The following is a 24,249-nucleotide window of genomic DNA, read 5'->3' on the forward strand; positions in this document are numbered from 1 at the left end:
TAGAGCCAGCGGCGAAGGGTCTTCAGTTCCATATCAGCACCTGCGCAGGGGTCGGGTTCCAGGCGTTGCACGGGTTGTTCAGTTGCGGGCAGTTGGAGATCAGCACCAGGGTGTCCATGTGCGCCAGCAGTTCGACGTATTTGCCCGGCGCCGACAGGCCGTCCTCGAAGGTCAGGCCGCCTTCGGCGGTGACCGGCACGTTCATGAAGAAGTTGATGTTGGCGCTGATGTCGCGCTTGCCCAGCCGGCCGTCGTGCAGGCTGGCGCGCAGGAAGTTGTCGCGGCAGCTGTGCATGTAGCGGGTGCTCAGGGCGTAGCGCACGGTGTTGCTTTCCTGGGCGCAGGCACCGCCTAGGGTGTCGTGGCGGCCGCACAGGTCGCGGGTGATGGTCAGCATCGGCTGGCCGAGGTTGGAGTAGAGTACGCTGCCTTCACTCAGGTAGACCCGGCCCTGTTTGCGCAGGGTGCGCTGCGGGTCGTAGCGCTCGCGGGGGTTGCGGGCATTGAAGAACAGGGTGTCCACCGCCTGGTTGCCTTCGAGGTCGAGCAGGCGCAGGGTCTGGCCGGCTTTGACCTCGCAGATGAAGGGCTCGCCGGCGGCGATGGTGGCCTGGAAGACCGCGCTCTCGGCGCTGCGGATATCGGGTGTGGCGTTCATGGGCGGGTCCTCAGATGTACAGGCGTTCGGTGTTGTGGAAGCCGCGCTCGTTCTCCGGGCGCGAAGTGCGGCAGAGCAGGCTGAGGCTGTCGCCCTGGACCTGGTGCCAGCTCAGGTGCAGTGGCTTGGGCGCATAGGTGGGCGACGGGTCCAGCGGGTGCTGCAGGGCGGTGAGCACCACCAGAGTGTCCATCGGCGCGTACAGCTCGATGTAGTCGCCGGCCTTCGAGTTGCCGGGGACGAAGTGCAGGAAGCCGTCGGCGTCCACATCCACCCGGCTGAACAGGTTGATGTTCATCAGCAGGTCGGCCAGGCCGAGGTCCCACTTGCCCATTTCCACCAGCAGGTTGTCGACGCCGTTGCGGTGGAAGCCGTTGCGCAGTTCCTGGTAGCGGCCTTCGCTGTATTTCTCCTGCACTTCTTCGGCGTTGAGCACGCCGCCGAGGCTGTCGTGCCAGCCGCAGGTGTCGGCGGTGATGGCCGCCAGTACCCGGCCCATGTCCGAGTACAGGCAATGACCGACGGTGAGGCGGGCGGTGTGCTGGCACTTGAGGGTGTCGGGCAGGTTCAGGCGCTCGCTTTTCTCCTGGGCGTTGAGCAGCAGCAGGCTGGCGTTGGCGCCGCCTTCGAGGTCGGTGACGCGCAGCAGTTGGCCGCGCTTGAGCACGAAGGAGGTGTGGCCGCCACCGGGGACGGTCTCCTCGTACAGGGTGGGGCGCAGTTGCAGTGAGGCAGTCATGGTCAGGCTCCTTGGATCGCGTGCAGTTGGCCGGCGATGACCGGCGGCAGGGCGTCGAGGGCGCTGCGGGCGGCACGGCGGTCGCTGTTCAGGGGAATGTCGTAGGTGATACGGGCGCCGTAGGCGTTGGGTGCCTGGGCCTCGCGGCGGATCTTGTCGAACACCAGCAGGCGGGTGCCGAGGCTGAAGCCTTCGCTGAGGTCGTGGGTGACCATGAACACGGTCAGTCGGGTTTCCCGCCACAGCTCCAGGAGCAGGGCGTGCATGTCCTTGCGGATGCCCGGGTCGAGGGCACCGAAGGGCTCGTCCAGCAGCAGGACGCGAGGTTTCATCACCAGCGCCTGGGCGATGGCCAGGCGCTGTTGCATGCCGCCGGAGAGCTGCGCCGGGTACTTGCCGAGGGCGTGGCCGAGGCCGACTTTTTCCAGCAGTTGCGCGGCCTGTTCGCGGGCTTCGCGCTTGTGCCGGCCGAGCAGACGGCCCAGCAGCGGTGCCTTGGGCAGCTCCAGGCCGAGGGCGACGTTGTCCAGCACGCTCAGGTGTGGAAACACCGAATAGCGCTGGAACACCACGCCGCGGCTGGCGTCCGGTTCGGCCACCAGCGGCTGGCCGTCCAGCAGGATACTGCCGCGACTCTGGCGCTCCTGGCCGAGCAACAGGCGCAGGAAGGTGGACTTGCCGCAGCCGGAGGTGCCGACCAGGGTGCAGAACTCGCCTTCGGCCACGCTCAGGCTGAGGTTCTCCAGCACCACCTGGTCGCCGTAGACCTGCCAGACGTTTTTCACTTCGAGAAAGGCGCTCATGCCTTGGCTCCTTCGTACCAGGGGAAGGCGCGGCGCGACAGCAGGCGCAGCCCCAGGTCCATCAGCCAGGCCAGCACGGTGATCCACACCACGTAGGGCAGGATCACGTCCATGGCCAGGTAGCGGCGGACCAGGAAGATCCGGTAGCCCAGGCCGTCGGTGGCGGCGATGGCCTCGGCGGCGATCAGGAACAGCCAGGCCGCGCCCAGGCTCAGGCGCAGTGAACCCAGCAGGCGCGGCAGCAATTGCGGCAGCACCACCCGCAGCAGCAGGGTCCAGGTGTTGGCGCCGAGGGTCTGCGCCTTGATCAGCAATTCGCGGGGGATTTCCCGGGCGCGCTGTTCGAGGTCGCGGGCAATGGCCGGGGCGATGCCGATGACGATCAGCACCACCTTCGACAGCTCGCCCAGGCCGAAGACGATGAACAGCACCGGCAGGATCGCCAGCGGCGGCACCATCGACAGCACCGTGAGCAGTGGCGACAGCGGTGTACCGAACAGCGGCAGGGTGCCGGCCAGCATGCCCAGGGTCAGGCCGAGCAGGGCGGCGATACCGATGCCCAGGCCCAGGCGGGTGAGGCTGGCGGCGGTGTCCTGCCACAGCAGGTAGTCGCCGGTGCGCTTGTCTTCGGTGAAGGCCATGCGCTGCACGGCCTCGACCATCTGCGCGGCGCCGGGCAGCAGCTTGTCGTTGGGGTTTTCGCTGAGCCGCGCCGCGGACCCGGTGAAGTAGGCGAACAGCAGCAGGGCGAAGGGCAGCAGCACCAACAGCAGGCGCCCGGCCCGGTCGGGCTGACGGTTGATCAATCGCATGGCGAAATTCCCGGTCAGAGACTCAGAGGCTGCCGTCGGCGGCCATTTGCATGAAGCTCGGGTCGAAGCGCAGGCGCACGTTATTGGCATCGCCGCGCAGCACATCGCCGGCGAAGCTCATGCCCACCGCGTCGGCGCTCTGCGCGCCTTCGCCGAGCAGGCCGTGGGCGAAGCTGAAGCGGGCGACCCGGTCCATGGTCTCCGGCAGCGCCGGGCTGGTGGCGAAGTCCACCGCCTCCCTGGGCGTGGCGAACAGGCGGGTGGCATCGAGCTGCGCTTTGTAGCCAGCCAGATCAGTGCCGGAGGCCTTGGCCATATGCTCCAGGGCCGCCTGGCCGCGCGGGCCGTTGTCATGCATCAGCGCGACGATTTCATACCAGGCGCCGGTCAGCGCCTTGCCCAGCTCCGGGTGGGCCTTGAGGGTGTCGCTGTTGACCACCAGCAGGTCCATGATCTCGCCGGGAATCTTGCTGGAATCAAACACCAGCGAGGTGTCTGGCGTAGCGGCCACGGTCGACAGGATCGGGTTCCAGGTGGTCACCGCCTTCACCTCAGGGGTGTTGAACGCGGCGGCAAGGTCGGCGTCGGAGGTGTTCACCACCTTCACATCGCGTTCGCTCAGCCCGGCCTGTTCCAGACCGCGGGCCAGCAGGTAATGAGAGACCGACAGCTCCACCAGATTCACCGGCAGACCGCGCAGGTCGGCGAGGGTCTTGTCCTTGCCCTTGAGCACCACACCGTCGTTGCCGTTGGAGAAGTCGCCGACAATCAGCGCCGTACTGTCCACGCCACCGGCGGCGGGGATGGTCAGCGCGTCCATATTGGTCATGGTGCAGCCATCGAACTGGCCGGCGGTGTACTGGTTGATTGATTCGACGTAGTCGTTGAGCTGGGTGACCTGGATCTCGATCCCGTACTTGTCCGCCCATTTCTTCACGATGCCTTCGCTGGCGCCGTATTCCCACGGCATCCAGCCGGCGTAGATGGTCCAGCAGATAGTGAAGCGGTCCTTGGCGAACGCGCCGGGAGACAGCAGCACGGCGGCGAGGCCGGCGGCCAGCAGGGAAAGCAGACGGGGTGTACGCATGAGAAACCTCCGGTTCGGTTATCGGGCGGGCAGGAGTCGAGCGGGCGCTTGGCGCTCTCTTCTCCCGGGCTTTTATCCCGCCGTGTAACCTCGCTGGAGGTCGACAGCTCTCGGACCAGACACTCGCCGTAGCGAGCCGGAACCCTAGCTGTCCATTTCTCGAATTGTGGTGCTGCTTTTACCGGATTGGGCCGGTGACTCCTGCACGGGTTGGACAAGAGCAAGAGGTGTGCCGGGTTGGCAGAAGGCGCGGGCTACTGGGGCTGTAGGGCTTTAAAGGGCTTGGATGTGGGAAAGAGGATGCCCGCTTATGAGGCGCGGGCAGAGCCGGGTGCTGCTTCGTGGTGCTGATTGCCGGAGGGCCGATCAGGCCTGGCAGATCAGGATGGCTTCTTCGATGCGACAGCTTCCTGGTTGGCCGTCGTATCCCCAGTGGATCGAGGGGAGCGGGCCGCTGGCGACCGAACTGCCATCGTCGTTGAACAGCTCGATGACCGCGTTCCACAGGCTTGTGCGGGGTGTTTCGCTGCCGGGGTCGAGGCACAGCAGATGGGTGATCTGATAGTTCCCGTCCTCCTCGAAGCCCTGGTAGCCGACCACCATCAGCCAGTGGCCGCTTCCTCCGGCCCAGCGCACACCAATGATCGGCATGCATTGGGCGTCGATCGCATCCTGGACTTGCTGGACGATTTCCTTCTTGCTGCCGGTGACGTATTCGGCGCCGACGCCCACGCCGCTGAAGCACTCGATGAGGCTGAGCATGTCGCGGTTATCGGTGCCTTCCGAGACCAGTGCGCCGAGGTTGCGAATCTCGGTACGGAAACGCCCCTCGCGGCTGTTGCCGTGCCATTGGTACATGTTTCTCGCTTCGTGGGAGCACATGACGCCCAGGGTGATCAGCGCCATTACCACGCAATAGGGGCCGCAAGCACCGTCGAGGCCGCCCTGGCGCAGGTGGATCAGCTGGCCGTTGCGGGCGTAGGTGAGAGGGCCTTCGGGGGAGACCATCAGCCAGGGGCTGACTGTCATTTTGTTCATGGGGAGCGGGTCCTTGCTTGGGGGAAGGGGTGGAGGGTAGAAGCGGCCTATTTTCCTACAGTTGTGAACCTCAAGCGAGGACCGTGAAGGGCGGTGCTTGCAACGCCTGTCGACATCCGCTCGATTTGTTTACCTGTATAAATAGCCAACATGGACGGGAGCTGGCGTTTTGCTTAGGGTGTGGCCATTCGATATTACTCTTGGGGCCCCGATGAAGCGTGATGCGTTCCTGAAAGAGCCGGAAGTGCGGGATTTCATTGCCTGGCTGTCAGACAACTTGCCGAAGCTCCCATTCAAGCTGCGGTTTAAGTCCAGCAAGTTCGTACCCGGAGGCATTGAGGCCGATGTCGTGGGTATCGAACAGGTACTCGGACACTATCACTGGAAAGACAACTGGGGTCAGACCAGGGACGTTCTGGGGAAACTGCGTGAGCAGTTGTCCAGCGCGCTCGACGTCAACGATGAGCAAACGCTTCAGGTGTGCCTGGATATTCTGCGTTGGGGCGGTGTGCGCGGCGCGATTCCGTTCTTGCACCGGCTGGCGGCCGACGGGACGTTGTCGAGCTACTTGAAAAGAATGGCGCGACTCATGTCGCTGGATGGCGAAACCGATCTCGATGACCTCGATGCGAGCAGTGTCGAGCGCTTCGACGCGGGCTTGACCAAGATTCACGCTGTCCTCGACACCTCCGGATCTCCGATCTACGACAGCCGTGTGGGCGCAGCGATTGCCATGCTGCATTCGCTGTTTCGCCAGCAGTGGTCGGGTGGCAAGTCCGTGTTGAAGTTCCCATCCGGCGCGGCGCGTGGTGACCAGATCCGCAACCCCGGGGCGTTCGTGAACGGTTTGTCCGCGCCGCAGTTTTCGGCGATCACCTATGCCGAGTGGGCGCGTTGTCAGGTGCAGTTGGGCTGGATCATTCGCGCCGTGCTTGAGCGGACCAAATGGTTTGCCGAGCAAGGAGCATTGTCGGCGCGTTGTCATGCGTTCGAGGCGAGCCTGTTCATGCTCGGCTATGACCTTCGTTGTTTCGGCTTGCCCTTCGCACCAGGCTTCGGCGCAACCGTTCAGCAAGACGCCGCCTCGGGCCGGAGGGCCGGCGGCAAAGGCTGGGTGCCTACGGGGCATTCTTTCAGTCAGGTGATTCGCGAATATGTGGCCTTCCGCAGCGGTGGCGGGCTCGACAACAAGGCGTGCTTCGTCGACTGGCTGGTCAAGCGACTGGGTCGTACCAAGGCGCTCTCCCGTTCCTCTGCGCAGGGCTACTGCTTTGCCTTTTCCATCCAGGAGTTCGACCTGTTCGACCGCTCGCTGGCTGCCCTTGAGCGCATTGCCGAAGGTGGCAAGGGCGGGCTGCGCGCGGTCCTAGCGAGCGAGGCACTGGAGCCCTTCACGGTGGGGGATGAGCGCGTCAGCGTCTGTCTGGTGGATGTCTGGCTCACGGGTAATGCCTACGCCACAGGGACAACGGGCAAGAAACGCATCGATTATCTGTTGAATGCGGGTTACGCCGGTACCGAGAACTCCGCCAAGACGCTGCTGGCAGTGGGGCGTAATGTGGGCAGGCATTTCGGGTTGCTCAATTCGAAGTACTCGCCCAATGAACTGTTCCGCACGTTCTACCAGGGTTTTTCACTCGACACGTGAGAGGCACGATGAAACGCAACGGCCAGTGCTGACTAGACAGGCTGACTGCCTGTTGGCAGCCGGGTTTACCAGCGGATGCGCCTTGAAGCGCGTTCGTCAACATAAGCGTGGTGGCATGTAAGCCGCTGCAGGCAATGTAATGATCAAGGAGAAGGTAATGGCGGAATTAGCTGATCGGCAGCAGGATGCTATCGACGACGTCATTCGTGACGCTGTGCGAGGTTCCGGCAAGGTCAATATCATCGTCGCCGGCAAGACTGGCGTCGGCAAGAGCACCCTGATCAACACCGTGTTCCGCGGACAGTTGGCCAAGACCGGCTCAGGTACGCCGGTGACCCAGGAGATCGAAGAGATCTCCAAGGAAGGGCACCCGATCACCATCGTCGACAGCAAGGGCCTGGAGCTGAAGGACTATAAGACCATCCTCAATGATCTGAACGCGTTCCTTGACCAGCGTGCCGGGCATCATGATGAAAACAAGCACATCCACGCGGCATGGATCTGCATTCAGGAAGGGGGCGATCGCGTAGAACAGGCGGAAGTCGATCTTTGCCGCGTGTTGACGGCCCAGGGCATCCCCGTAGTGGCGGTCGTCACGAAAAGCATGTTTGCCAAGGATTCCAACTTCCACTTGGCGGTCAAAAAAGAGCTGCCGGATGCCTGTGCCGTGGTGCGGGTGCGCGCCGAGGCCCAGCAGATCGAAGACGATGAAGGCAATGTGCTCAAGTTCGGGGTCAGAGGCATAGATGAGCTGATCTACGAGTCGGCGAGGTTGATCCCCGAGGCAAAAAAGCGTGCATTCGCCAATGCATTGAGCTCGCGGCATCAATCTTCCATGAAAATCAAAATCGAGCAGGCCGAAAAGGAAGTTCTGATCGCTAGCGGTCTGGCAGCGGCGGCCGGCGCCACGCCCATTCCTTTCTCCGACTCCTTCGTGCTGGTGCCCATTCAGGTAGGGATGTTGGCCAAGATCGGCGTCACCTTCGGTATGGAAGTCAGCACCACTGCCCTGACCACATTGGTGGCCTCGACGTTGGGGTCAACCGCTGCAAGCCTGCTGGGGCGTGCGGTAGTCACCGGGCTGCTGAAGATGGTCCCTGGTGTGGGCAGCGTGGTGGGTGGCAGCATCGCCGCGACCACGGCGGCCGCGCTGACAAAAGGGCTGGGCGCAGCTTATATCTCGGTTCTGACGGACTTCTGCAACAAGCACCCGGGCAAGGAACTCGATATCAGCTTGATTGGTGAAGAGCTGAAGCGGAAGTTCTCATTCAAGTAACCTGCCGCCTCGGTGTCGGCCTGCTGCATTCCGGCAGGTCGACAACGGCGCTCCCTGGCTTCTGCTCCATTTGTTTACCTGTATGCATGGCCAACGTGGACGTGTCCTGGCTTTTTGCATAGGGTGTGGCCATTCGATAGTGCGCCACACCCAACAAAACGACCATTTGCCGTGATCGTTTGGCTCGATGCTACCTGAACAGGTAAGGTGCGGCGCTTATTACTCATAGCTTGCAGGGAAGCGCTGATGCGCCACCTTCCCTGCGCCCGTGGAAGGAACACAGTGTGAACCAGCAAAACCTCGCCGATTTCATCTGGAGCGTGGCCGACGTGCTGCGCGGCGACTTCAGACAGTCCGAGTTCGGTCGAATCATCCTCCCGTTCACCGTGCTGCGCCGTCTGGAGTGTGTGCTCGAGCCTACCCGCGACAAGGTGCGTAGCCAGTTCGAGACGATGAAGGACATCGGCGTGGACATGGATCTGATCTTGCCAGGCACTGCTGGTGCCACCTTCTATAACGTTTCGCAGTTCTCGCTGGCGAGTGTCGGCTCCACCAGCACCCGCGCCAATCTGGAAGACTACATCGCCAAGTTTTCCGCGAACGCCCGCCAGGTGTTCGAGCACTTCGCCTTCGATGGCTGGCTGGCCAAGTTGGAAACTGCCAACCTGCTTTATCTGGTGACGCAGAAGTTCGCCAGTATCGACCTGCACCCGGACACCATCAGCAACCATGAAATGGGTCTGGTGTTCGAGCATCTGATCCGTAAGTTCGCCGAGTCCGCCAACGACACTGCGGGAGAGTTCTTTACCCCGCGCGATGTGGTGCGCCTGGCGACCACGCTGGTGTTCGCCCCTGACCACGAGGCACTCAACGGCGACGGTGTGGTTCGTACCGTTTATGACTGCGCGGCGGGTACCGGTGGTTTCCTGTCATCGGCCATCGAACAAGTGAGCGAGTGGAATGGCAATGCCCGTCTGGTGCCTTACGCCCAGGAGCTGAACCCGGAAACCTACGCCATTTCGGTGGCGGACAAGCTTATCCAGGGCTTCGAAACCCGCAATATCAAGCTCGGCAACACCCTCTCCAACGACCAGTTGCCCCATGAGCAGTTCGATTACTGCCTGGCCAACCCGCCGTTCGGCGTGAAGTGGGAGAAGGTGCAGAAACAGGTACAGAACGAGCACAGCCAGCAAGGTTTTGCAGGTCGTTTCGGTGCGGGTCTGCCGCGTGTGGGTGATGGTTCGTTGCTGTTCCTGATGCACTTGTTGTCCAAGCGCAAACCTGTAGACCTGGGTGGCAGCCGTATCGGCATCGTGCTGTCTGGTTCGCCACTGTTCAATGGCGGCGCCGGCTCGGGTGAATCGGAGATCCGTCGCTGGATTCTGGAGAACGACTGGCTCGAAGCGATCATCGCCTTGCCCAATGACCTGTTCTACAACACCGGTATCGGCACTTATATCTGGGTGCTGTCCAACCACAAGGATGCCTTGCGCAAAGGTAAGGTGCAGTTGATCGACGCCACCGCCATGCATGCGCCCATGCGCAAGAGCCTGGGTAGCAAGCGCAAGTACCTTTCCGAGGAGCAGATCGCCGAGATCGCCAAGTTGCACGAGGCGTTCGAGGACGGGCCGAACAGCAAGGTTTTTCCGACCAGTCATTTCGGTTATCGCCGTATCACGGTAGAGCGGCCGTTGCGGCTGCGGTTTTCTGTGACACCGGAGAGGCTCGAGGCTTATGAGAGCACCAAGGGGGCCGATCAGGTCGAGGCCTTTGCGGCCGTTCAGGGGGAGTTCGATAATCTGCCGGCGTTTCTCAAGGCTGCGGGCATCAAGAAGCTTGGCAAAGGGGCTTTGAAAGCGGCTCTGGCCTGTTTCGGCGAGCGTGATGGCAAAGCGCAGCCGGTCCTGGATGAGAAGGGCAACCAGCAGGCCGATTCTGATCTGCGGGAGTTCGAGAATGTGCCGTTGGGCCGGGATATTGAGGACTACTTTGCCCGTGAAGTGCTGCCGCATGTGGCGGATGCGTGGATTGATACCGGCAAGACGGACGAGAAGGATGGGCAGGTCGGGATTGTCGGGTACGAGATCAACTTCAACCGCTATTTCTATGTTTACCAGGCGCCGCGTGCGTTGATTGAAATCGATAACGATTTGAAAGCGGTCGAGTCAGATATTGCTTCAATGCTAGGGGAGGTAACCGCGTGAGTACCCATAAGTCATACCCGGTCTACAAGGATTCCGGAACAGAGATACTGGGGTTGGTGCCGAAGCATTGGGAGATCTTGCGCGCTAAGACACTTATTGACTCTGCGCAAAATGGGATTTGGGGTGATGATCCCGACGGTAGCGATGATGATGTCCACTGTGCTCGCGTCGCTGATTTCGACCGCAACAACCTTACTGTTGAAGGCCCTCTCCCGACGTTGCGGAATGTTCCAGAGTCGCAGCGACTCACACGGCAGGTCTATGCTGGAGACCTTCTGATTGAGAAGTCAGGCGGTGGAGAGCAAACTACAGTTGGAGTGGTAGTTCAGTATCGAGGGAGAGAGCCCGTTATTTGCTCGAACTTCGTTGCAGTGATTAAACCCAAGCCTGAGGTGCAGTCGCGTTGGCTTTGCTACACCTTTGCATACTTGTACTCTATGGGTGTAAATACTCGCTCAATTAAACAAACAACAGGGATTCAAAATATTGATGCTAGTCAATATTTTTCTGAGCAAGTAGCAGTTCCTCCGCAATTTGAGCGTGAACTTATTGCGGAGTACCTCGATCGTGAGACTGTAAAAATTGATACGTTGGTTCGAAAGAAAACCCGCTTTATCGACTTGCTCCGCGAGAAACGCCAAGCTCTAGTCACTCACGCAGTAACCAAGGGCTTCACCTCCAGCGTAAAGATGAAAAACTCCGGGGTTGAATGGTTGGGGGTGGTTCCGGACCATTGGGATGTTTTGCAATTACGACATACCGCTCGGCTTGAGTCAGGTCACACGCCCAGTCGTTCAAAACCGGAATACTGGGTTGACTGCACCATTCCTTGGTTCACCCTTGCAGATGTCTGGCAAGTTCGTAGCGGCGAACAGAAGTATGTGTCGGAGACAGCCGAGAAGGTCAGCCAGCTTGGCCTGGAGAACTCTTCCGCTCGATTGCTCCCAGCCGGTTCTGTATTTCTGTCGCGGACAGCTTCTGTCGGCTTTGCAGGCATTATGGAAGTCGACATGGCGACCTCTCAGGACTTTGCGGTTTGGACATGTGGCAGCGAGCTTTTCAACGAATATCTCTATTACGTGCTGCTGGGCATGAAACCGGATTTTGATAGGCTGATGATGGGGTCGACGCACAAGACCATTTACATGCCGGATATCGAGGCAATTCGAATCGCTCGCCCGCCCTTTGAGGAGCAGCGAGCTATTGTCGAAGCATTGAGCGGTCAGTTGGGACGTTTCCGTGCGCTGATTGACAAAACCGAACGCAGCATCGCCCTCTTGAAAGAGCGCCGCACCGCACTCATCACAGCCGCCGTAACCGGCCAGATCGACCTGCGAGAAACCGTATGAGCCAGGGCCGGAGCATCCGCCTTTTCCTCGTCGACGGCACACCCAACGGCCTGCTGACCGCCGAGATCATGAACTGGACCGGCCATGTCCTGACCGGCCCGCGCAGCAAGCTGGCCGAGCTGGTACAACGCCCCGAATGCGCTCGCACCGGGGTGTATTTCCTGGTCGGCCCCGACCCGGAAAACAACCTGCGTTCGCGGGTGTATATCGGCGAGTCGGACGATGTGGCCAAGCGCCTGAAAACCCACAACCGCCTGGAAGACCAGGGCGGCAAGGATTTCTGGGAGCGGGTATGTCTGGTAATCAGCAAGGACCAGAACCTGACCAAGGCCCATGTGAAGTATCTGGAGAGCTTGCTGCTTGAGATCGCCGCCAGGTCGGGCCGTTGCGAGTTGCTCAATGGCACTGCCCACGAGTATGGCAGCAGTCTGCCCGAGTCCGATCGCGCCGACATGGCATTCTTCCTGGAGCAGATCCGCACCGTGCTGCCGGTGCTGGGCTTCGACTTCCTGCGTGAATTGACCAAGCCGTCATCTCCGGGGCCAGGGCCTGATGCCGCTGTTGTCCAGTATTCGCCGCGTTTCCGCCGTGCGGTTCCGAAGGAGGGCGGTGTGGCCTATGCGCAGGAAGTCGACGGCGAGTTCTTTGTCCTCAAAGGCTCTCAGGCACGCGCTGAATGGATCGGTAAGCCAGGCGGGTACGAGGCGTTGTTCAAGCAATTGCTAGTCGAAGGCGTTTTGGTGCCAGACAGTGCCAGTCAACTGCGTTTTGCTGTGGATTACGCCTTCAACAGCCCCAGCGCGGCGGCTGCCGTCGTGGCGGGGCGCTCTGCCAATGGCAGGACTGCCTGGGTCGTCGAAGACACTGGCCAGACTTATGCCGCCTGGCAGGACCAACAGTTAACAGAGCTCGCGCCGAGTACCGTGGACGAGTAAACCCGGTTGGCTTCTTTGGGGCCGGTCGTGGACAGGGAAAAGAGGGAACGATGAGTCAGATTCACCACGAATGCGAACTGGAACGCCATATCGTCGAGCAGCTCGAAGCTGCCGGTTGGCTGCTGGGCAAGTCTGCCGATTATGACAAGGGGCGGGCGCTGTTTCCCGGGGATGTCATAGGGTGGCTGGAGGACAGCCAACCGGAGCCTATGGCCAGGCTCCGTGCCATGAATGGAGCGGGCACCGAAAGGGTGGTGCTGGACCGTCTGGTCAATCAACTCGACAACAAGGCAAATGGCGGCACCATCAACGTGCTGCGCTACGGCTTCACCGTGGCCGGTGGTGGAACTCTCGCCATGAGCCAGGCGATGCCCGAGGACACCCGCAACGATACGGTGATCGCTCGCTACGCGGCCAACCGCCTGCGCGTGGTGCCGCAGTTGCGCTATTCGCTGGATAAGACCGATGAAATCGACCTGGCTTTCTTCATCAACGGCCTGCCGGTGGCGACCGTAGAGCTGAAGACCGATTTCACTCAGTCCGTCGAAGCCGCCATGCAGCAGTACTGCATGGACCGCAAACCCGAGCGCCGAAGTGGCGGTACGGAACCGTTGCTGACCTTCAAGCGCGGCGCGGTGGTGCATTTCGCCATGAGCGACAGCGACATTCGCATGACCACCAAACTGGCCGGCGACTCCACTTTCTTTCTGCCATTCAACCGGGGCAATGATGGTGCCGCCGGCAATCCATCTGGCGAAAACGGCAACTACCCCGTGAGCTATTTCTGGGAGCGGGTGCTACAGAAAGACAACTGGCTGCGTATCTTCCATCGCTTCGTGCTGCAGGAACGCAAGGAAGCCCAGGATGTCAACGGCAAGACCTATTTCAAGGAAGGCCTGATCTTCCCGCGTTTCCATCAATGGGAAGGCGTCACCAAGATGGTCGATGCCGTGCTGTCGGAAGGAGCTGGCCAGCCTTATCTGATCCAGCACAGCGCCGGCTCCGGAAAGACCAACACTATTGCCTGGACGGCACATTCGCTGATCCGACTGCGCCGGCCCGCGGGTGATCCGTACTTCCATAGCGTGATCGTGGTGACCGACCGGCAGGTGCTGGATCAGCAACTTCAGGACGCGATCCAGCAGATCGAACACCAGACCGGCGTGGTCTGCGCCATCGATCGCCAGCGCTCCAACCTGCCCAAGAGCCAGCAACTGGCCAATGCCATGCTCGAAGGGGTGCCGATCATCGTCTGTACCCTGCAGACCTTCCCCCATGCACAAAAGGCCATTCTCAGCGAGCAAAGCCTGCGCGATCGTCGTTTTGCCATCATCATCGACGAGGCGCACAGCTCAACCGGCGGTAGCATCGCTGACGACCTGCGCTATGTGCTGACCGGGCAGAGCGAATCGGAGTGGGAGCAGCTCTCGAAAGAGGAACGACTTTCCGTCTGGCAAAGCTCGCGCTCGCGCCCGGGCAATGCCAGCTACTTCGCGTTCACCGCAACGCCAAAGCATTCGACGCTGAGCCTCTTTGGTCGTCCCCGTGACCCGAGCAAACCGGTGAGCACCGAGAATCCACCGGCACCGTTCCACCTCTACACCATGCAGCAGGCGATCGACGAAGGCTTCATTCTTGATGTGCTGAAGAACTACACCAGCTACGAAGTGGCCTTCAAGATCGGCAGCGACATGGTCGATGACAAACGCGTCGACGAGAAGAGTGCAGGCCGCAAGCTGGCCAGGTGGCTTTCCCTCAACCCGGTGAACGTGGGGCAGAAAGTCGAGCTTATCGTCGAGCACTTCCGCAGGAACGTGGCGCACCTGCTCGGTGGTCAGGCCAAGGCCATGGTGGTGACCAGTTCTCGGGCCGCAGCAGTGAAGTACCACTTGGCGCTGGAGGATTACTGCAAGCGCAAAGGCTACGAAAACGTACAGGCCATGGTGGCGTTCTCCGGTGATGTGCCGAACAGCGATGTCGAGGAACCGAGCCTGCCGGCTGATCACCAGTTTAACGAGCTCAATCTGAACCCGGGGCTGGAGGGCCGCGATATGCGTCGCGTGTTCGACACACCGGACTATCGGGTGATGATCGTTGCCAACAAATACCAGACCGGTTTCGACCAGCCCAAGCTGGTGGCCATGTACCTGGACAAGAAGATCTCCGGCGTCGAGGCGGTGCAAACGCTCTCGCGGCTGAACCGTACCTTCCCCGGCAAGGACAAGACCTTCGTCATCGACTTTGCCAACAAGGCCGAAGAGATTCTCGCCTCCTTCAAGACGTTCCACCGCGATGCACAGGTGGCAGACATTCAGGATCCGAACATTGTCTATGACATCAAGCAGCGCCTGGATGGCATGTTCATTTATGAGCAGGCCGAGGTGGAGGCTTTTGGTGATGCCATCGTCGATCCGAAGGTCACCCATCAGCGGCTGTTCTCGCTGACGCAGTCGGCTACTGACCGCTTCAACGGCAAATTGAAGGACCTCAACGATGCCATTGATCGCTGGGAAAAGGACTGGGAGAGAGCACACGACGAAGGCAATGAAAAGGACATGGAGTATGCCGATGTCCGGCGCTCGGAATACTGCAAGGCTCGCGATGAGCTGATGATCTTCAGCGAGAGCCTGACCAAGTTCGTGCGCAGTTACGAGTACATTGCCCAACTGATCGACTTTGCCGATCCAGGTCTGGAAGCCTTCTCGAGTTTTGCCCGTCTGCTGCGCAAGCGGCTCAAGGGAATCATCGCGGAACAGGTGGACCTGGGCGACCTGAAGCTCAGCCATTTCAAAATCAAGAAGGGCGAGCATCTTGGTGGTGTAGTTCCCACTGGCGAAACACCAGGTCTCTACGGCATCACCGACAATGGACTGCGCGATGCTCGTGACCGTGAAAAGAAGTACCTCACGGAGCTGATCGAAAAGCTCAACAACGCCTTCGGCAAAGACATTACCGATACCGATCAGGTTGCGTTCGCTGTGCACGTTTCGGAAAAGCTGCGAACCGATAGGCTGGTGATGGCGCAGGTGCAGAACAACACGATGGAGCAGGCCATGAAGGCCGATCTTCCTGCGAAGACCATTGCGGCCATTGGCGAAGCCTTGGGGAGCCACACCAGCATGGCTAGGAAACTGCTCAGTGATGAGTCGACACGGGACGTGTTCCTGACTGTGGTGTACGAATTGCTGAAGAAGGATGCGGGTCTGGCGTTGCTTGATTCGGCGAGATCAGGTGTTTGAGCAGCGGGTTTTAGCCGTGTCCGGTTAAAGCGCCGCCGGGGGCAGGCAGGCCTGATAAGGACGGGCATGCTGGCAAGTTGCCGGACCAGGGCCACGGACGTAAAGTCCGCATCTGAACAACAGGGCTACGGACGACCACGCATGAATGAATCTCCCTTTCTCCAATACAAGGACGTGCTCGTCCATGACCGCAGGGCTTCTGCCAGGTGTTTGCGCTCGATCGTACTGTCGATGCGGGAGTGTTCCGACTGTAGCGTCAATGCGGATGACCTGGCGCAACTGACGCCGGAACATTTCGAAGCGGCGCAAGCGTTGCTGGCCGTTTACAAAGACGGGCTGGCGAATGATCGGGCGGCCATGGAAGTGCTTCGGGAGGTTGAGAAGCACTGGCCGGATTACCGGACCGCACCTTATGGGCTGGATCCGTTTCCGGACCCAGAGATGATCTTCGTGCCCGATCAGGCCGAACTGATCGAGCACCTGCAGCCGTTTTTCGGCATTGACCTCAGTACGGTCAACCGCGAGTGGACTGGCTACCTGACCATGCTCGGGCCGCTGGAGCCGACCGAGCATGAGTCCGTTGGCCAGGCGACCGAAGGTACTCCTTGGCACAACCGGTTGGTACACACCAACTGGATTGGCTTCAAGGTCGAGAACGGACGCTACCGGTTGATGGGCGATCCGCGTTATTTCTTCCTGCATGCGGGTAATGAGCATCTTGCTGATCCGTATGTGGAAGCGCGTGAGCAACTGGTCGAGCACTATGCTCGGCAGAAAACGGCTTACGAGGCCGCACGGGCGAAGTATCGCGAAACCGGGTTGCTGTTTTGCCCGTCGGATCTGGCAGACGGTGTGCCCGCGCACAGGGTCGAGCAGATGGCGTTCGTCGAGCAGATTGGTGGGGTGGCGGATTTCTCGAAGTTTCCGGCGTCCAGCCTGACGCTGGGTTATGAGGAATGCGGGAAAAGCGGGATTACGGCGGGGTATCCGTGCAGTCCGGCTGGGCGGGTGTTTCATCATGTGGCAAGTGTGCCGGGGTATCACTATCAGAGTGCGGGGGCGGATCGGGTGATGATGTTTTATGAGCCGGTGGAGGGGGTGGTGTTGTTTGGGTTTTATCGGCGGCGCGGTGATAGCGAAGACGGGTTGAGCTACTAATCCCTGCTCAGACGTCGATTGAATCAGTTGCCGATTCAACCTTAAGGACGATGGCGGGTGCCAATCGCGGCTGAAGCCGCTCCCACGAAGGGCCGGGCCAGGATTCTGCACAAGACAGTTGTCCCGACCTGGCTTTTCGCTTGCTTGCGCGATGCCATCACTGCCGATACAGCGCCACTGCCTTGAGCAGCTGATCCCGCACATGCTCGCGCAACTCCAGCGGCCCGATCACTTCGATATCCGCCGCATTGCTCATCAGGAACAGCCGCAACCCCTGGCTGTCGAGGATGCCGCAGCTCAACCGCCAATGCTCGCCACCCTCCGGCTCCAGCGTCTGGTCGTCGGCCAGCGGGTTTTCCCACAACCGGTTGTACAGGTTGGCGCTCAGGCGCAGTTCCAGGCGGATTTCGCGGTCGCCGTGAATGGTCATCAGGTGCCGCTGGGCCTCCAGCGAATGCACGTCGTAATTGTCCGGGTCGGGGATGTTCAGCCTTCCGGTGTCGACCTTGACGATGCGGTGCAACATCAGCGCGCACAGTTCGCCGGGGCCGTTGCTGCCGTATTTGCCTCGCGGTCTGTCGGGGTCGGGCTGGTAGCCGTCGAGCCAGTGTTCCTCGGCCACCAGCGCCGACAGGTAGGTGTTGGAGTCCTGGTGAGACAGCGCCAGTGGCTTGAGCTGGTAGACGCACAGCGCATCGTCCGCATCCCGCGGGCGGTAGGTCACGGCCAGGGGTTCGTCCTGGTAGATCGCCAACTGGATGCGGTGCAGCAGCGCGGGGGCGTAGCGGCCCGGCTTGAGCAGGGTGAAGCGGGTGCCGGAGGTGATGCGCCGGCCCAGGTCGATGCCGCGCCGGGTCTGGTGGTTCATTGCACGGGTGGCAAACTTGCGCAGGTCGGTGAGCTGTTCGGTGTGGGCCTTGAGGCCGAAGCGTTCGGCGTGGTCGAAGATCGCCGACAGGGTCATGGCTTCGATGGGCAGCAGCTTGAGCTCGTGCTGGTACTTGCTGATTCGCCACAGGATGGGCAGGCCGTCGCCCTGGTCCTCGCGCTGCACCAGCACTTCGGATTCGAGGTAATCGAGGTCACGGGTGATGGATTTCAACGAGCCCGACCATTCCGTATCCCCTCCGCGCATCAGTTCGTACAGTCTGGAGGCAGGGAGCGCGTGTTGCTGACGGCCCAGCACCTGGATCAGGCGCTCACGGCGAATTTCAAAATTTTTCATCGAATCGGATGGACCTGGACAGAAAGTGGCAAGGCTGGCTGTTTTCATACCCGGGCTGACAGGCGATAGGGCCTGCACCAGCCCACAGGAGCATTACATGAAGCGTCAGTCCTACCTCGCAGTTACTCACGTTGCCGGCTTTATCGACTGGTTGGCGGCCGAGCTTGAGTCGGATTCGTTGTTCCGCCACCACTATGTGCAGCGTCGCGGTGGCCAGTCGTGGCAGTGCGACAGCCTGTTCGACGCCTTCGAGCGGTACCGCTGGAATCATCCGGGTAACGAGCGGCTGGCCTACGCCGCCGGCGATTGCCCGCGCAGCAATGGCCTGGCGCTGGAGGCGCTGCGCCTTGACCTGCTGGCGGCGAAAGGCGATGACGGCCGTGTGTTGCAAGGTGCAAAGGAGGTGATGGCCTGGGGTGGCGTCACGGCGCGCAACAACGAATGGCTCGAAACCAATGGCAAGGGCCTGGCGGACACCCTGTGGCAGGTCAAGGCGGCCCTGGATGCTGGCGATCCGCAGGTACCGGTGCTGCGGGCCAAGGGGTTGCGCTTCAATTCGGGCATGACCAAGGTCTACTCGCTGATCTGCGATGACTTTCTGATCTACGACAGCCGTGTGGCGGCCGCGCTGGGCTGGCTGGTGGTGAAGTATTGCGAGGCGAACACGCTGGGCTGGGTGCCGCCGGAGCTGTGCTTCCCGTGGGCGGCGGCCAAGGAGGCCAGCACCAGCACCACGCCGAAGCGGCGCAATCCGGGTCAAGGCCCGTGGCAGTTCAAGCGTCTGCGTGCCGGTCACCATCACGCCCTTTGGAACCTGCGGGCCAGCTGGCTGCTGAGTGCAGTGCTGGCGCATCCGGCGGCCAATGACAGCCGTTTCAACCGCGTCACTGGTCCGGTCACGCCACTGCGGGCGCTGGAAGCGGCGTGCTTCATGATCGGCTATGACCTGGGCAAGTAATAAGGGCGGTACAGGACTGCAGGGCCTGGCACGGCATCCCGAATGAATCTCTGCCCGGCCCGGTGGGTCACAGCTTCATCGACCACCCGCACGGCCCTTTTGGGCAGAGAGGTATGCATGAGTAACGATGAACTGGAGCGTGAAGTCCTGACCCGGTTGCTGCACGCGCATCCGCAGGGACTGGGCAAGGAGATTCTCGACAACTACCGCGGTGAGAAAGCCGTGGCGGGGATGTTGAAGACGTTGCAGGAACGCAACCTGATTCAGGGCAACCCGGTGACGGTGGAGGAACATGAGCCGTCGGTGGTGTTTCCGATCAAGTTGACCAGCGCCGGGGTTGAAGCGGCCCGGCAGCTGGAGGAGGGGAGTCCGGCTTCTTAGCCTTCAACGGGCCCATCGCCGGCAAGCTGGCTCCCACAGGTATCGAGTCTGGCCCCGATGACTCTGTGGAAGCTGGCTTGTCAGGCCATTGGCAGTCGCTCAGCCCAGCGCCGGCGTACGCGGTGGAATCATCCGCCGGTTGCCGGTGGCTTCGAACGCCGCACCCAGGCGCAGCAGGTTGGAGTCGTCATAGGCACGACCGGCGAAGGTCAGGCCCACCGGCATGCCGATATCGGCCATTACGCCCATTGGCACGGTGACGGTGGGCACGCCCAGGTGACGGATCGCCAGGTTGCCGTTGGCCACCCAGATACCGTTGCTCCAGGCGATATCCGCCGATTCCGGGTTGACGTCCGCATCCGCCGGGCCGACATCGGCCACGGTGGGGAACAGTACGGCGTCCAGCTTCTGCGCGTCCATCCAGTCTTCCAGATCGAGCTTGCGGGTCTTCTCCAGCGCGCGCAGGCCGTCCGGCACGGTGCTGATCTCGTTCCACGGGGTGATGCCGCGTTCGGCCATCCTCACGTATTCGTCCATGCCCGCGGCGAGGTCGCCTTCGCGGTTGGGCAGGGTGCCCGGATCGTGCGGGAAGATCTTCGGACCATCGACGTCTTTCAGGCGGTTCAGCTTCGGATCGCCATTGGCCTGCAGGAAGTCGTCGAAGGCCCAGGCGGTCAGATCCCACAGTTCATGGTGGAGGAACTCCGGCGAGACGATGCCGCGGTTGAACACGGTCGGCGCGCCCGGACGGTCGCCCTCGCAGTTGGACACCAGCGGGAAATCCACTTCGATGACTTCAGCGCCAGCAGCCTCCAGCGCAGCGCGGGCCTGTTTCCACAGGTCGATGACCGAGGCGCGGGTGTTGATGCGCTGGCCGGTCGGACCGCCGATGCCCGGGGCTTCGGAGGTGCCTGCCAGCTCGTCGGCATTGATGTACATGCGCGGTACGCCCAGGCGCTTGCCGGCCAGGGCCTTGGCGTCCACCGCCAGTTCCAGGTAGGAGGCCGGACGCACCGAATCGACACTCGGGATCGGCACCCAGGGTTGCAGGCGCCACAGGTCACCACGGGTGTCCTTGTCTTCGGCGACCACCACGTCCAGCACTTCCAGCAGGTCGGCCATGGTCCGGGCGTAGGGCACCACCACGTCCATGGTCGGGGTCAGCGGCCAGTTGCCGCGTACCGAAATCACCCCGCGCGATGGGGTGTAGGCGCACAGACCGTTGTTCGAGGCCGGGCCGCGACCGCTGGACCAGGTTTCCTCGGCCAGGCCGAACGCCGAGTAGCTGGCGGCGGTGCCGGTACCGGCGCCGTTGGACGAGCCGGAGGCGAAGGGGGCGGTGAGGTAGGCGGCGTTATACGGGCTCTCGGCCCGGCCATAGACGCCGCGCTGCATGCCGCCGTTGGCCATCGGTGGCATATTGGTCTTGCCCAGGCAGATGGCGCCGGCCGCGCGCAGACGCTCGATGGTGAAGGCGTCGCGATGGGCGACCAGTTCGGCAAAGGCCGGGCTGCCGGAAGCCGCGGTCAGGCCCTTGACCAGGTAACTGTCTTTGGCGGTATAGGGAATGCCGTCCAGCGGGCCGAGGGTTTCGCCACGGGCGCGACGGGCATCGGAGGCTTCGGCTTCCGCGAGGGCTTCGGGGTTGCGCACGACCACGGCATTCAGCGCCGTGGCGGTATCGGCACCGTCGTAGGCATCGATCCGGGCGAGGTAGGCCTTGACCAGCTCGACCGCGGTGGTCTGGCCGGACTCGAGCGCGGCACGCAGTTGGGCAATGGAAACTTCGGTAACCTCGATCATGCAGCTTGCTCCGGTGGCTGACAGGTAACAGGGAAGGTACTTCCCTCACGCAGGGACATCACGCTTTTCAAATTGTTTTCTCGTTCGATCCGCCGTTGTACGGTTTTACACAACAGGCATGGCCTAAAGCGGGCGATATTTTTAACACTTGGCGCGTCACAAGGGAATGGGGGACAGCACAAAGCCCGGTGTTTTCACCAGCCAAGGGCATTTCAGGCGACGAGCGTGTAGAAAAATATGAACGGACAATCGCCGAAGGCCGAGGCATCGGAAACGGATGAGAGAAGGAGACCTGGAAGGGAAAATGGCAGGGGCGGCTGGATTCGAACCAACGCATGGCAGGATCAAAACCTGCTGCCTTACCGCTTGGCGACGCCCCTGTAGCGATGGATGAAGAACCATCCGATTGCTGAATCCTGCGGCGTGCGAAAAGGAATTTCGCCTTGAGCGGTGTGGCTCGCTGCAGGATGGGCGGCAATTTAACAACTTTTGTTACGTCTGTGAAGCCCTGTTTTGCAAATAAAGCGTTTTTAAACAGCGACTTAGTTTTGCGAGGCCCTCGCGTAGGCGATCGGCGCCCGTACGACCTTTGACGCCGACAGACCGTGTTTATTATTCTTGACGACGTTTGACGCAACGAAACCAACAAGAGCAAAGGGTGCGTGCATGACCATCAAAGTGCTGGAAGCTCACGAGGTGAACGAGCACCGGGTGGCGCTGCCCGGTTGGCAGGAGCAGTACACGCAGATGTCGTCCGGCCATTTCCATGGCCGGCTGGTCCACGCTGAAAGCGATGCCCTCGAGCTCTACGAAGAACACATGAACCTGCGGGTTGAGCAGGAATTCCACGCGCCGGCCGATGCCCTGGTGTTCAGCTTCGACATGAGCGACGACGCGCTCTATTTGCTGGACGGTCAGACCCGCAATGGCTGGGTCACCCCCGAGAATTACCGCGAAGTGGCTGTGGTGCTGAAGCAGCCCGCGGCCTGGAACCGATCGGCGGCGGACTTCCACCCGTTGGTGTTGCAGCCGCTGCGCTCCAGCGGCTGCCGCTCGTTCGCCAGCTCCTTGAGCAGCGTGCTGGCGGAAGTGGTCGAGGGGCAGGTGGATGTCGCGGCGCCCGGCTTCGCCCGACAGATCGCCGATGGTTGCTTCGCCCTGCTGGACCAGGCAATGGACGTCGGCCGGCGCGGGCGTGCCGAGTGCCAGGCACGGCGGGTGGTGGAGCGGGTCAAGGCGCTGGTCAACGATTGCCCGCAGGACAGCTTCGGGGTTCTGGACCTGGCGAGCGCCGCTGGGGTGTCGGTGCGTCATCTTCAGCAATCGTTCATGCACTACGCCGATATGCCGCCGACGGTGTGGCTGAGGAATCGCCGCCTGAACGCCGTCCGGCGCGACCTGCTGGCTTCTGATCCGGCCCGGGTGACCGTGGCCGAGGTGGCGATGCGCTGGTCGTTCTGGCACCTGGGGCGCTTTTCCCAGGCGTATTTTGCGTTGTTCGGGGAGTATCCCAAGGCGACCTTGAAGCGGTCGTGATGGCCTCATTGCCGGCAAGGCCCGGATTGACCCCGATCAAGCCCGTGCGAACCGGCGCGGGGTAGGGTGAAGCTCCATCACTGCGCAACAAGGACGCCTGTCATGGCCAAGCCTTTTCCCCTCAACCCCAAGCACCCCGAACGCGTCTGCTGGGGCTGCGATCGCTACTGCGCCGCGAGCAAGCTGGACTGCGGCAATGGCGCGGACCGGACCATGCACCCGGCTGAGACCTTTGGCGAAGACTGGCATGAGCAGGGCGACTGGGGGCTGGCTGCACCGCAGGCCGAGGACCCGTCGCCCTCGGCCTGAGGCATCAGTTCTTCCAGCAGTCGACGGAGCGCGAGCAGACGTCGTAGCGCTTGTCCAGCTCGGCCAGGCGGGTGTTGAGCTTGCCGTACTCGTCTTTCAGGATGTCACCCATCATGTAGTCGTACGAAGGGAGGTAGGGCCTGAAGAGTTTCGCGTTCGGCTGATCCGGCCTGCTGAACTTCGCCAGGGCCGTCAGTTCGTCGGTCTGCAGCGAGCGCAGGCGCTTGCGCGAGTCGTCCTGGTAGTGTCCCAGTAGCTGCGGCTTTCGTGTCTCCAGGGCGTCGATGAAGGTGGCCCAGTTTTCCCGGTACTCGGCCCAATAGCTGTCGGGCATGGAGAACTCCAGCAGTGCTTTGCGCTGGTCGACCTCGGCAACCACCCGCGTTGCCACCGCGGCCGGATCCCTGATGGGATCGGGCGCTCTCATGGCGGGGGTGATGCTATCGCTGATGATCTTGTCGATCATCGCCGTGCGTTCAGGTGTATCGGGTTGCGGGTCGAAGCGCGGGAAAAGCGGGGATGTGCCGGCGCAGGCGGGCAGTGTTTCGCCCCTGATCGGCAATACTCGCCGTGCCGTTTTCCCGTTGAGCTGGTGCAGTGTGGTGAGTGAGGTCACACAGCGATTGCCTTCACGGACCAGGGTCAGTTCATACTCCGATCCGGGTTGTGGCGTGAGGTTGATGTACGTGGTGCAGACCGCGTAGCCGGTGGTGATGGTGTTGGTCTGCAGCAACTGTTCCTTTCCGGGCGCGAGCCGAACCTCGATGTAAGGTCCGGCGTTATCTGGCGCAGGGGCCTTCATGTCGGCCCGACGCACGGTATCGGCCGTGAGCAGGTTGTTGAGCAGGCCGGCAGTTCGACCCTGGCAATGCTCGGTGTCGAACAGGCTGAGAGAGGTGCTGTCGACCTTGGTAATGAAGCGCAGTTTGGCCGCGTCGGCCTGTACGGGGTCCTGGTAGTTGCCATGGATGCTGCAGCCGCCGGCCAGCAGGCTGACCGCGGCCAGGGTGAACAGACGCAGCGGCGAGAGAACAGGCATGTTCACGGATCGTCCTTGAGTGAGTCGAAGCGTGGATGCTACTGAAATGCCA

At 61.6% G+C, this 24,249-nt stretch carries 21 protein-coding genes, 1 tRNA gene and 1 riboswitch; of the genes, 12 read left to right on the forward strand and 10 right to left on the reverse strand.

What is annotated here, in order from left to right; translation table 11 throughout:
* Positions 1-22 precede the first annotated feature (22 nt).
* The 6 genes from AC05QJ_RS14185 to AC05QJ_RS14210 form a co-directional block, all read right to left on the reverse strand.
* Positions 23-658 (reverse strand): urea amidolyase associated protein UAAP2, encoded by a 636-nt coding sequence (locus AC05QJ_RS14185; protein ID WP_476747449.1) that lies wholly within the window; start codon positions 656-658, stop codon positions 23-25.
* A gap of 10 nt (positions 659-668) precedes the next feature.
* A complete protein-coding gene (locus AC05QJ_RS14190; protein ID WP_476747450.1) occupies positions 669-1,397 on the reverse strand; it encodes an urea amidolyase associated protein UAAP1 in 729 nt (242 codons plus the stop codon).
* A 2-nt stretch (positions 1,398-1,399) separates the two neighbouring features.
* Entirely contained in the window at positions 1,400-2,200 is an 801-nt protein-coding gene (locus tag AC05QJ_RS14195) for an ABC transporter ATP-binding protein (RefSeq protein WP_476747451.1), read from the reverse strand.
* Positions 2,197-3,012, reverse strand: a complete 816-nt coding sequence (locus AC05QJ_RS14200; RefSeq protein ID WP_476747452.1) for an ABC transporter permease — start codon at positions 3,010-3,012, stop codon at positions 2,197-2,199. Before AC05QJ_RS14200 ends, AC05QJ_RS14195 begins: the two co-directional genes overlap by 4 nt.
* 22 nt (positions 3,013-3,034) lie before the next feature.
* A complete protein-coding gene (locus AC05QJ_RS14205; RefSeq protein WP_476747453.1) occupies positions 3,035-4,099 on the reverse strand; it encodes a putative urea ABC transporter substrate-binding protein in 1,065 nt (354 codons plus the stop codon).
* Between the two features lie 59 nt (positions 4,100-4,158).
* A riboswitch (guanidine-I (ykkC/yxkD leader) is annotated at positions 4,159-4,258 on the reverse strand.
* A gap of 207 nt (positions 4,259-4,465) precedes the next feature.
* Positions 4,466-5,137 (reverse strand): hypothetical protein, encoded by a 672-nt coding sequence (locus AC05QJ_RS14210; protein WP_476747454.1) that lies wholly within the window; start codon positions 5,135-5,137, stop codon positions 4,466-4,468.
* A 211-nt stretch (positions 5,138-5,348) separates the two neighbouring features.
* On the opposite strand from AC05QJ_RS14210, the gene AC05QJ_RS14215 reads away from it, so the two are divergent.
* The 7 genes from AC05QJ_RS14215 to AC05QJ_RS14245 all read left to right on the forward strand — a co-directional run bounded on the left by AC05QJ_RS14215 (position 5,349) and on the right by AC05QJ_RS14245 (position 16,946).
* A complete protein-coding gene (locus tag AC05QJ_RS14215; protein WP_476747455.1) occupies positions 5,349-6,785 on the forward strand; it encodes a hypothetical protein in 1,437 nt (478 codons plus the stop codon).
* A 139-nt stretch (positions 6,786-6,924) separates the two neighbouring features.
* Positions 6,925-8,061 (forward strand): GTPase, encoded by a 1,137-nt coding sequence (locus tag AC05QJ_RS14220; protein ID WP_476747456.1) that lies wholly within the window; start codon positions 6,925-6,927, stop codon positions 8,059-8,061.
* Between the two features lie 284 nt (positions 8,062-8,345).
* On the forward strand, positions 8,346-10,265 hold the full coding sequence (locus AC05QJ_RS14225; RefSeq protein ID WP_476747457.1) for a type I restriction-modification system subunit M: 1,920 nt from the start codon (positions 8,346-8,348) through the stop codon (positions 10,263-10,265).
* Positions 10,262-11,614, forward strand: a complete 1,353-nt coding sequence (locus AC05QJ_RS14230; RefSeq protein ID WP_476747458.1) for a restriction endonuclease subunit S — start codon at positions 10,262-10,264, stop codon at positions 11,612-11,614. Before AC05QJ_RS14225 ends, AC05QJ_RS14230 begins: the two co-directional genes overlap by 4 nt.
* Positions 11,611-12,549: a GIY-YIG nuclease family protein gene (locus AC05QJ_RS14235; protein WP_476747459.1), complete on the forward strand. Its 939-nt coding sequence runs from the start codon at positions 11,611-11,613 to the stop codon at positions 12,547-12,549. Before AC05QJ_RS14230 ends, AC05QJ_RS14235 begins: the two co-directional genes overlap by 4 nt.
* 50 nt (positions 12,550-12,599) lie before the next feature.
* Positions 12,600-15,788, forward strand: a complete 3,189-nt coding sequence (locus tag AC05QJ_RS14240; protein WP_476747460.1) for a type I restriction endonuclease subunit R — start codon at positions 12,600-12,602, stop codon at positions 15,786-15,788.
* A 141-nt stretch (positions 15,789-15,929) separates the two neighbouring features.
* Complete coding sequence (locus tag AC05QJ_RS14245; protein WP_476747461.1) at positions 15,930-16,946, forward strand: hypothetical protein; 1,017 nt, start codon at positions 15,930-15,932, stop codon at positions 16,944-16,946.
* Between the two features lie 157 nt (positions 16,947-17,103).
* On the opposite strand, the gene AC05QJ_RS14250 is transcribed toward AC05QJ_RS14245, so the two are convergent.
* Positions 17,104-18,171 (reverse strand): helix-turn-helix transcriptional regulator, encoded by a 1,068-nt coding sequence (locus AC05QJ_RS14250; protein WP_476747462.1) that lies wholly within the window; start codon positions 18,169-18,171, stop codon positions 17,104-17,106.
* A gap of 97 nt (positions 18,172-18,268) precedes the next feature.
* Here AC05QJ_RS14250 and AC05QJ_RS14255 point away from each other — a divergent pair, with 97 nt between their 5' ends.
* Both AC05QJ_RS14255 and AC05QJ_RS14260 read left to right on the forward strand, forming a co-directional pair.
* A complete protein-coding gene (locus AC05QJ_RS14255) occupies positions 18,269-19,129 on the forward strand; it encodes a hypothetical protein (protein WP_476747463.1) in 861 nt (286 codons plus the stop codon).
* A 117-nt stretch (positions 19,130-19,246) separates the two neighbouring features.
* Positions 19,247-19,510 carry a hypothetical protein gene (locus tag AC05QJ_RS14260; RefSeq protein ID WP_476747464.1) on the forward strand — a complete coding sequence of 88 codons (264 nt, stop codon included), beginning with the start codon at positions 19,247-19,249 and terminating at the stop codon, positions 19,508-19,510.
* 99 nt (positions 19,511-19,609) lie between these two features.
* Here the strand turns inward: AC05QJ_RS14260 and AC05QJ_RS14265 are convergent, their stop codons facing one another.
* Entirely contained in the window at positions 19,610-21,313 is a 1,704-nt protein-coding gene (locus AC05QJ_RS14265; RefSeq protein WP_476747465.1) for an amidase, read from the reverse strand.
* Positions 21,314-21,318: 5 nt separating this feature from the next.
* Between AC05QJ_RS14265 and AC05QJ_RS14270 the strand changes: the two genes are divergently transcribed.
* Positions 21,319-21,594 carry a hypothetical protein gene (locus AC05QJ_RS14270; protein ID WP_476747466.1) on the forward strand — a complete coding sequence of 92 codons (276 nt, stop codon included), beginning with the start codon at positions 21,319-21,321 and terminating at the stop codon, positions 21,592-21,594.
* A 24-nt stretch (positions 21,595-21,618) separates the two neighbouring features.
* Here the strand turns inward: AC05QJ_RS14270 and AC05QJ_RS14275 are convergent.
* Positions 21,619-21,693 (reverse strand) — tRNA-Gln (locus tag AC05QJ_RS14275).
* A 286-nt stretch (positions 21,694-21,979) separates the two neighbouring features.
* Here AC05QJ_RS14275 and AC05QJ_RS14280 point away from each other — a divergent pair.
* A complete protein-coding gene (locus tag AC05QJ_RS14280; protein WP_476747467.1) occupies positions 21,980-22,849 on the forward strand; it encodes a helix-turn-helix domain-containing protein in 870 nt (289 codons plus the stop codon).
* Between the two features lie 102 nt (positions 22,850-22,951).
* Complete coding sequence (locus tag AC05QJ_RS14285; protein ID WP_476747468.1) at positions 22,952-23,158, forward strand: DUF3079 domain-containing protein; 207 nt, start codon at positions 22,952-22,954, stop codon at positions 23,156-23,158.
* A 4-nt stretch (positions 23,159-23,162) separates the two neighbouring features.
* Here AC05QJ_RS14285 and AC05QJ_RS14290 read toward each other — a convergent pair whose 3' ends face one another.
* On the reverse strand, positions 23,163-24,203 hold the full coding sequence (locus AC05QJ_RS14290; RefSeq protein ID WP_476747469.1) for a hypothetical protein: 1,041 nt from the start codon (positions 24,201-24,203) through the stop codon (positions 23,163-23,165).
* Positions 24,204-24,249: the final 46 nt, after the last annotated feature.

The organism is Pseudomonas sp. TUM25319 (genome assembly GCF_056388475.1).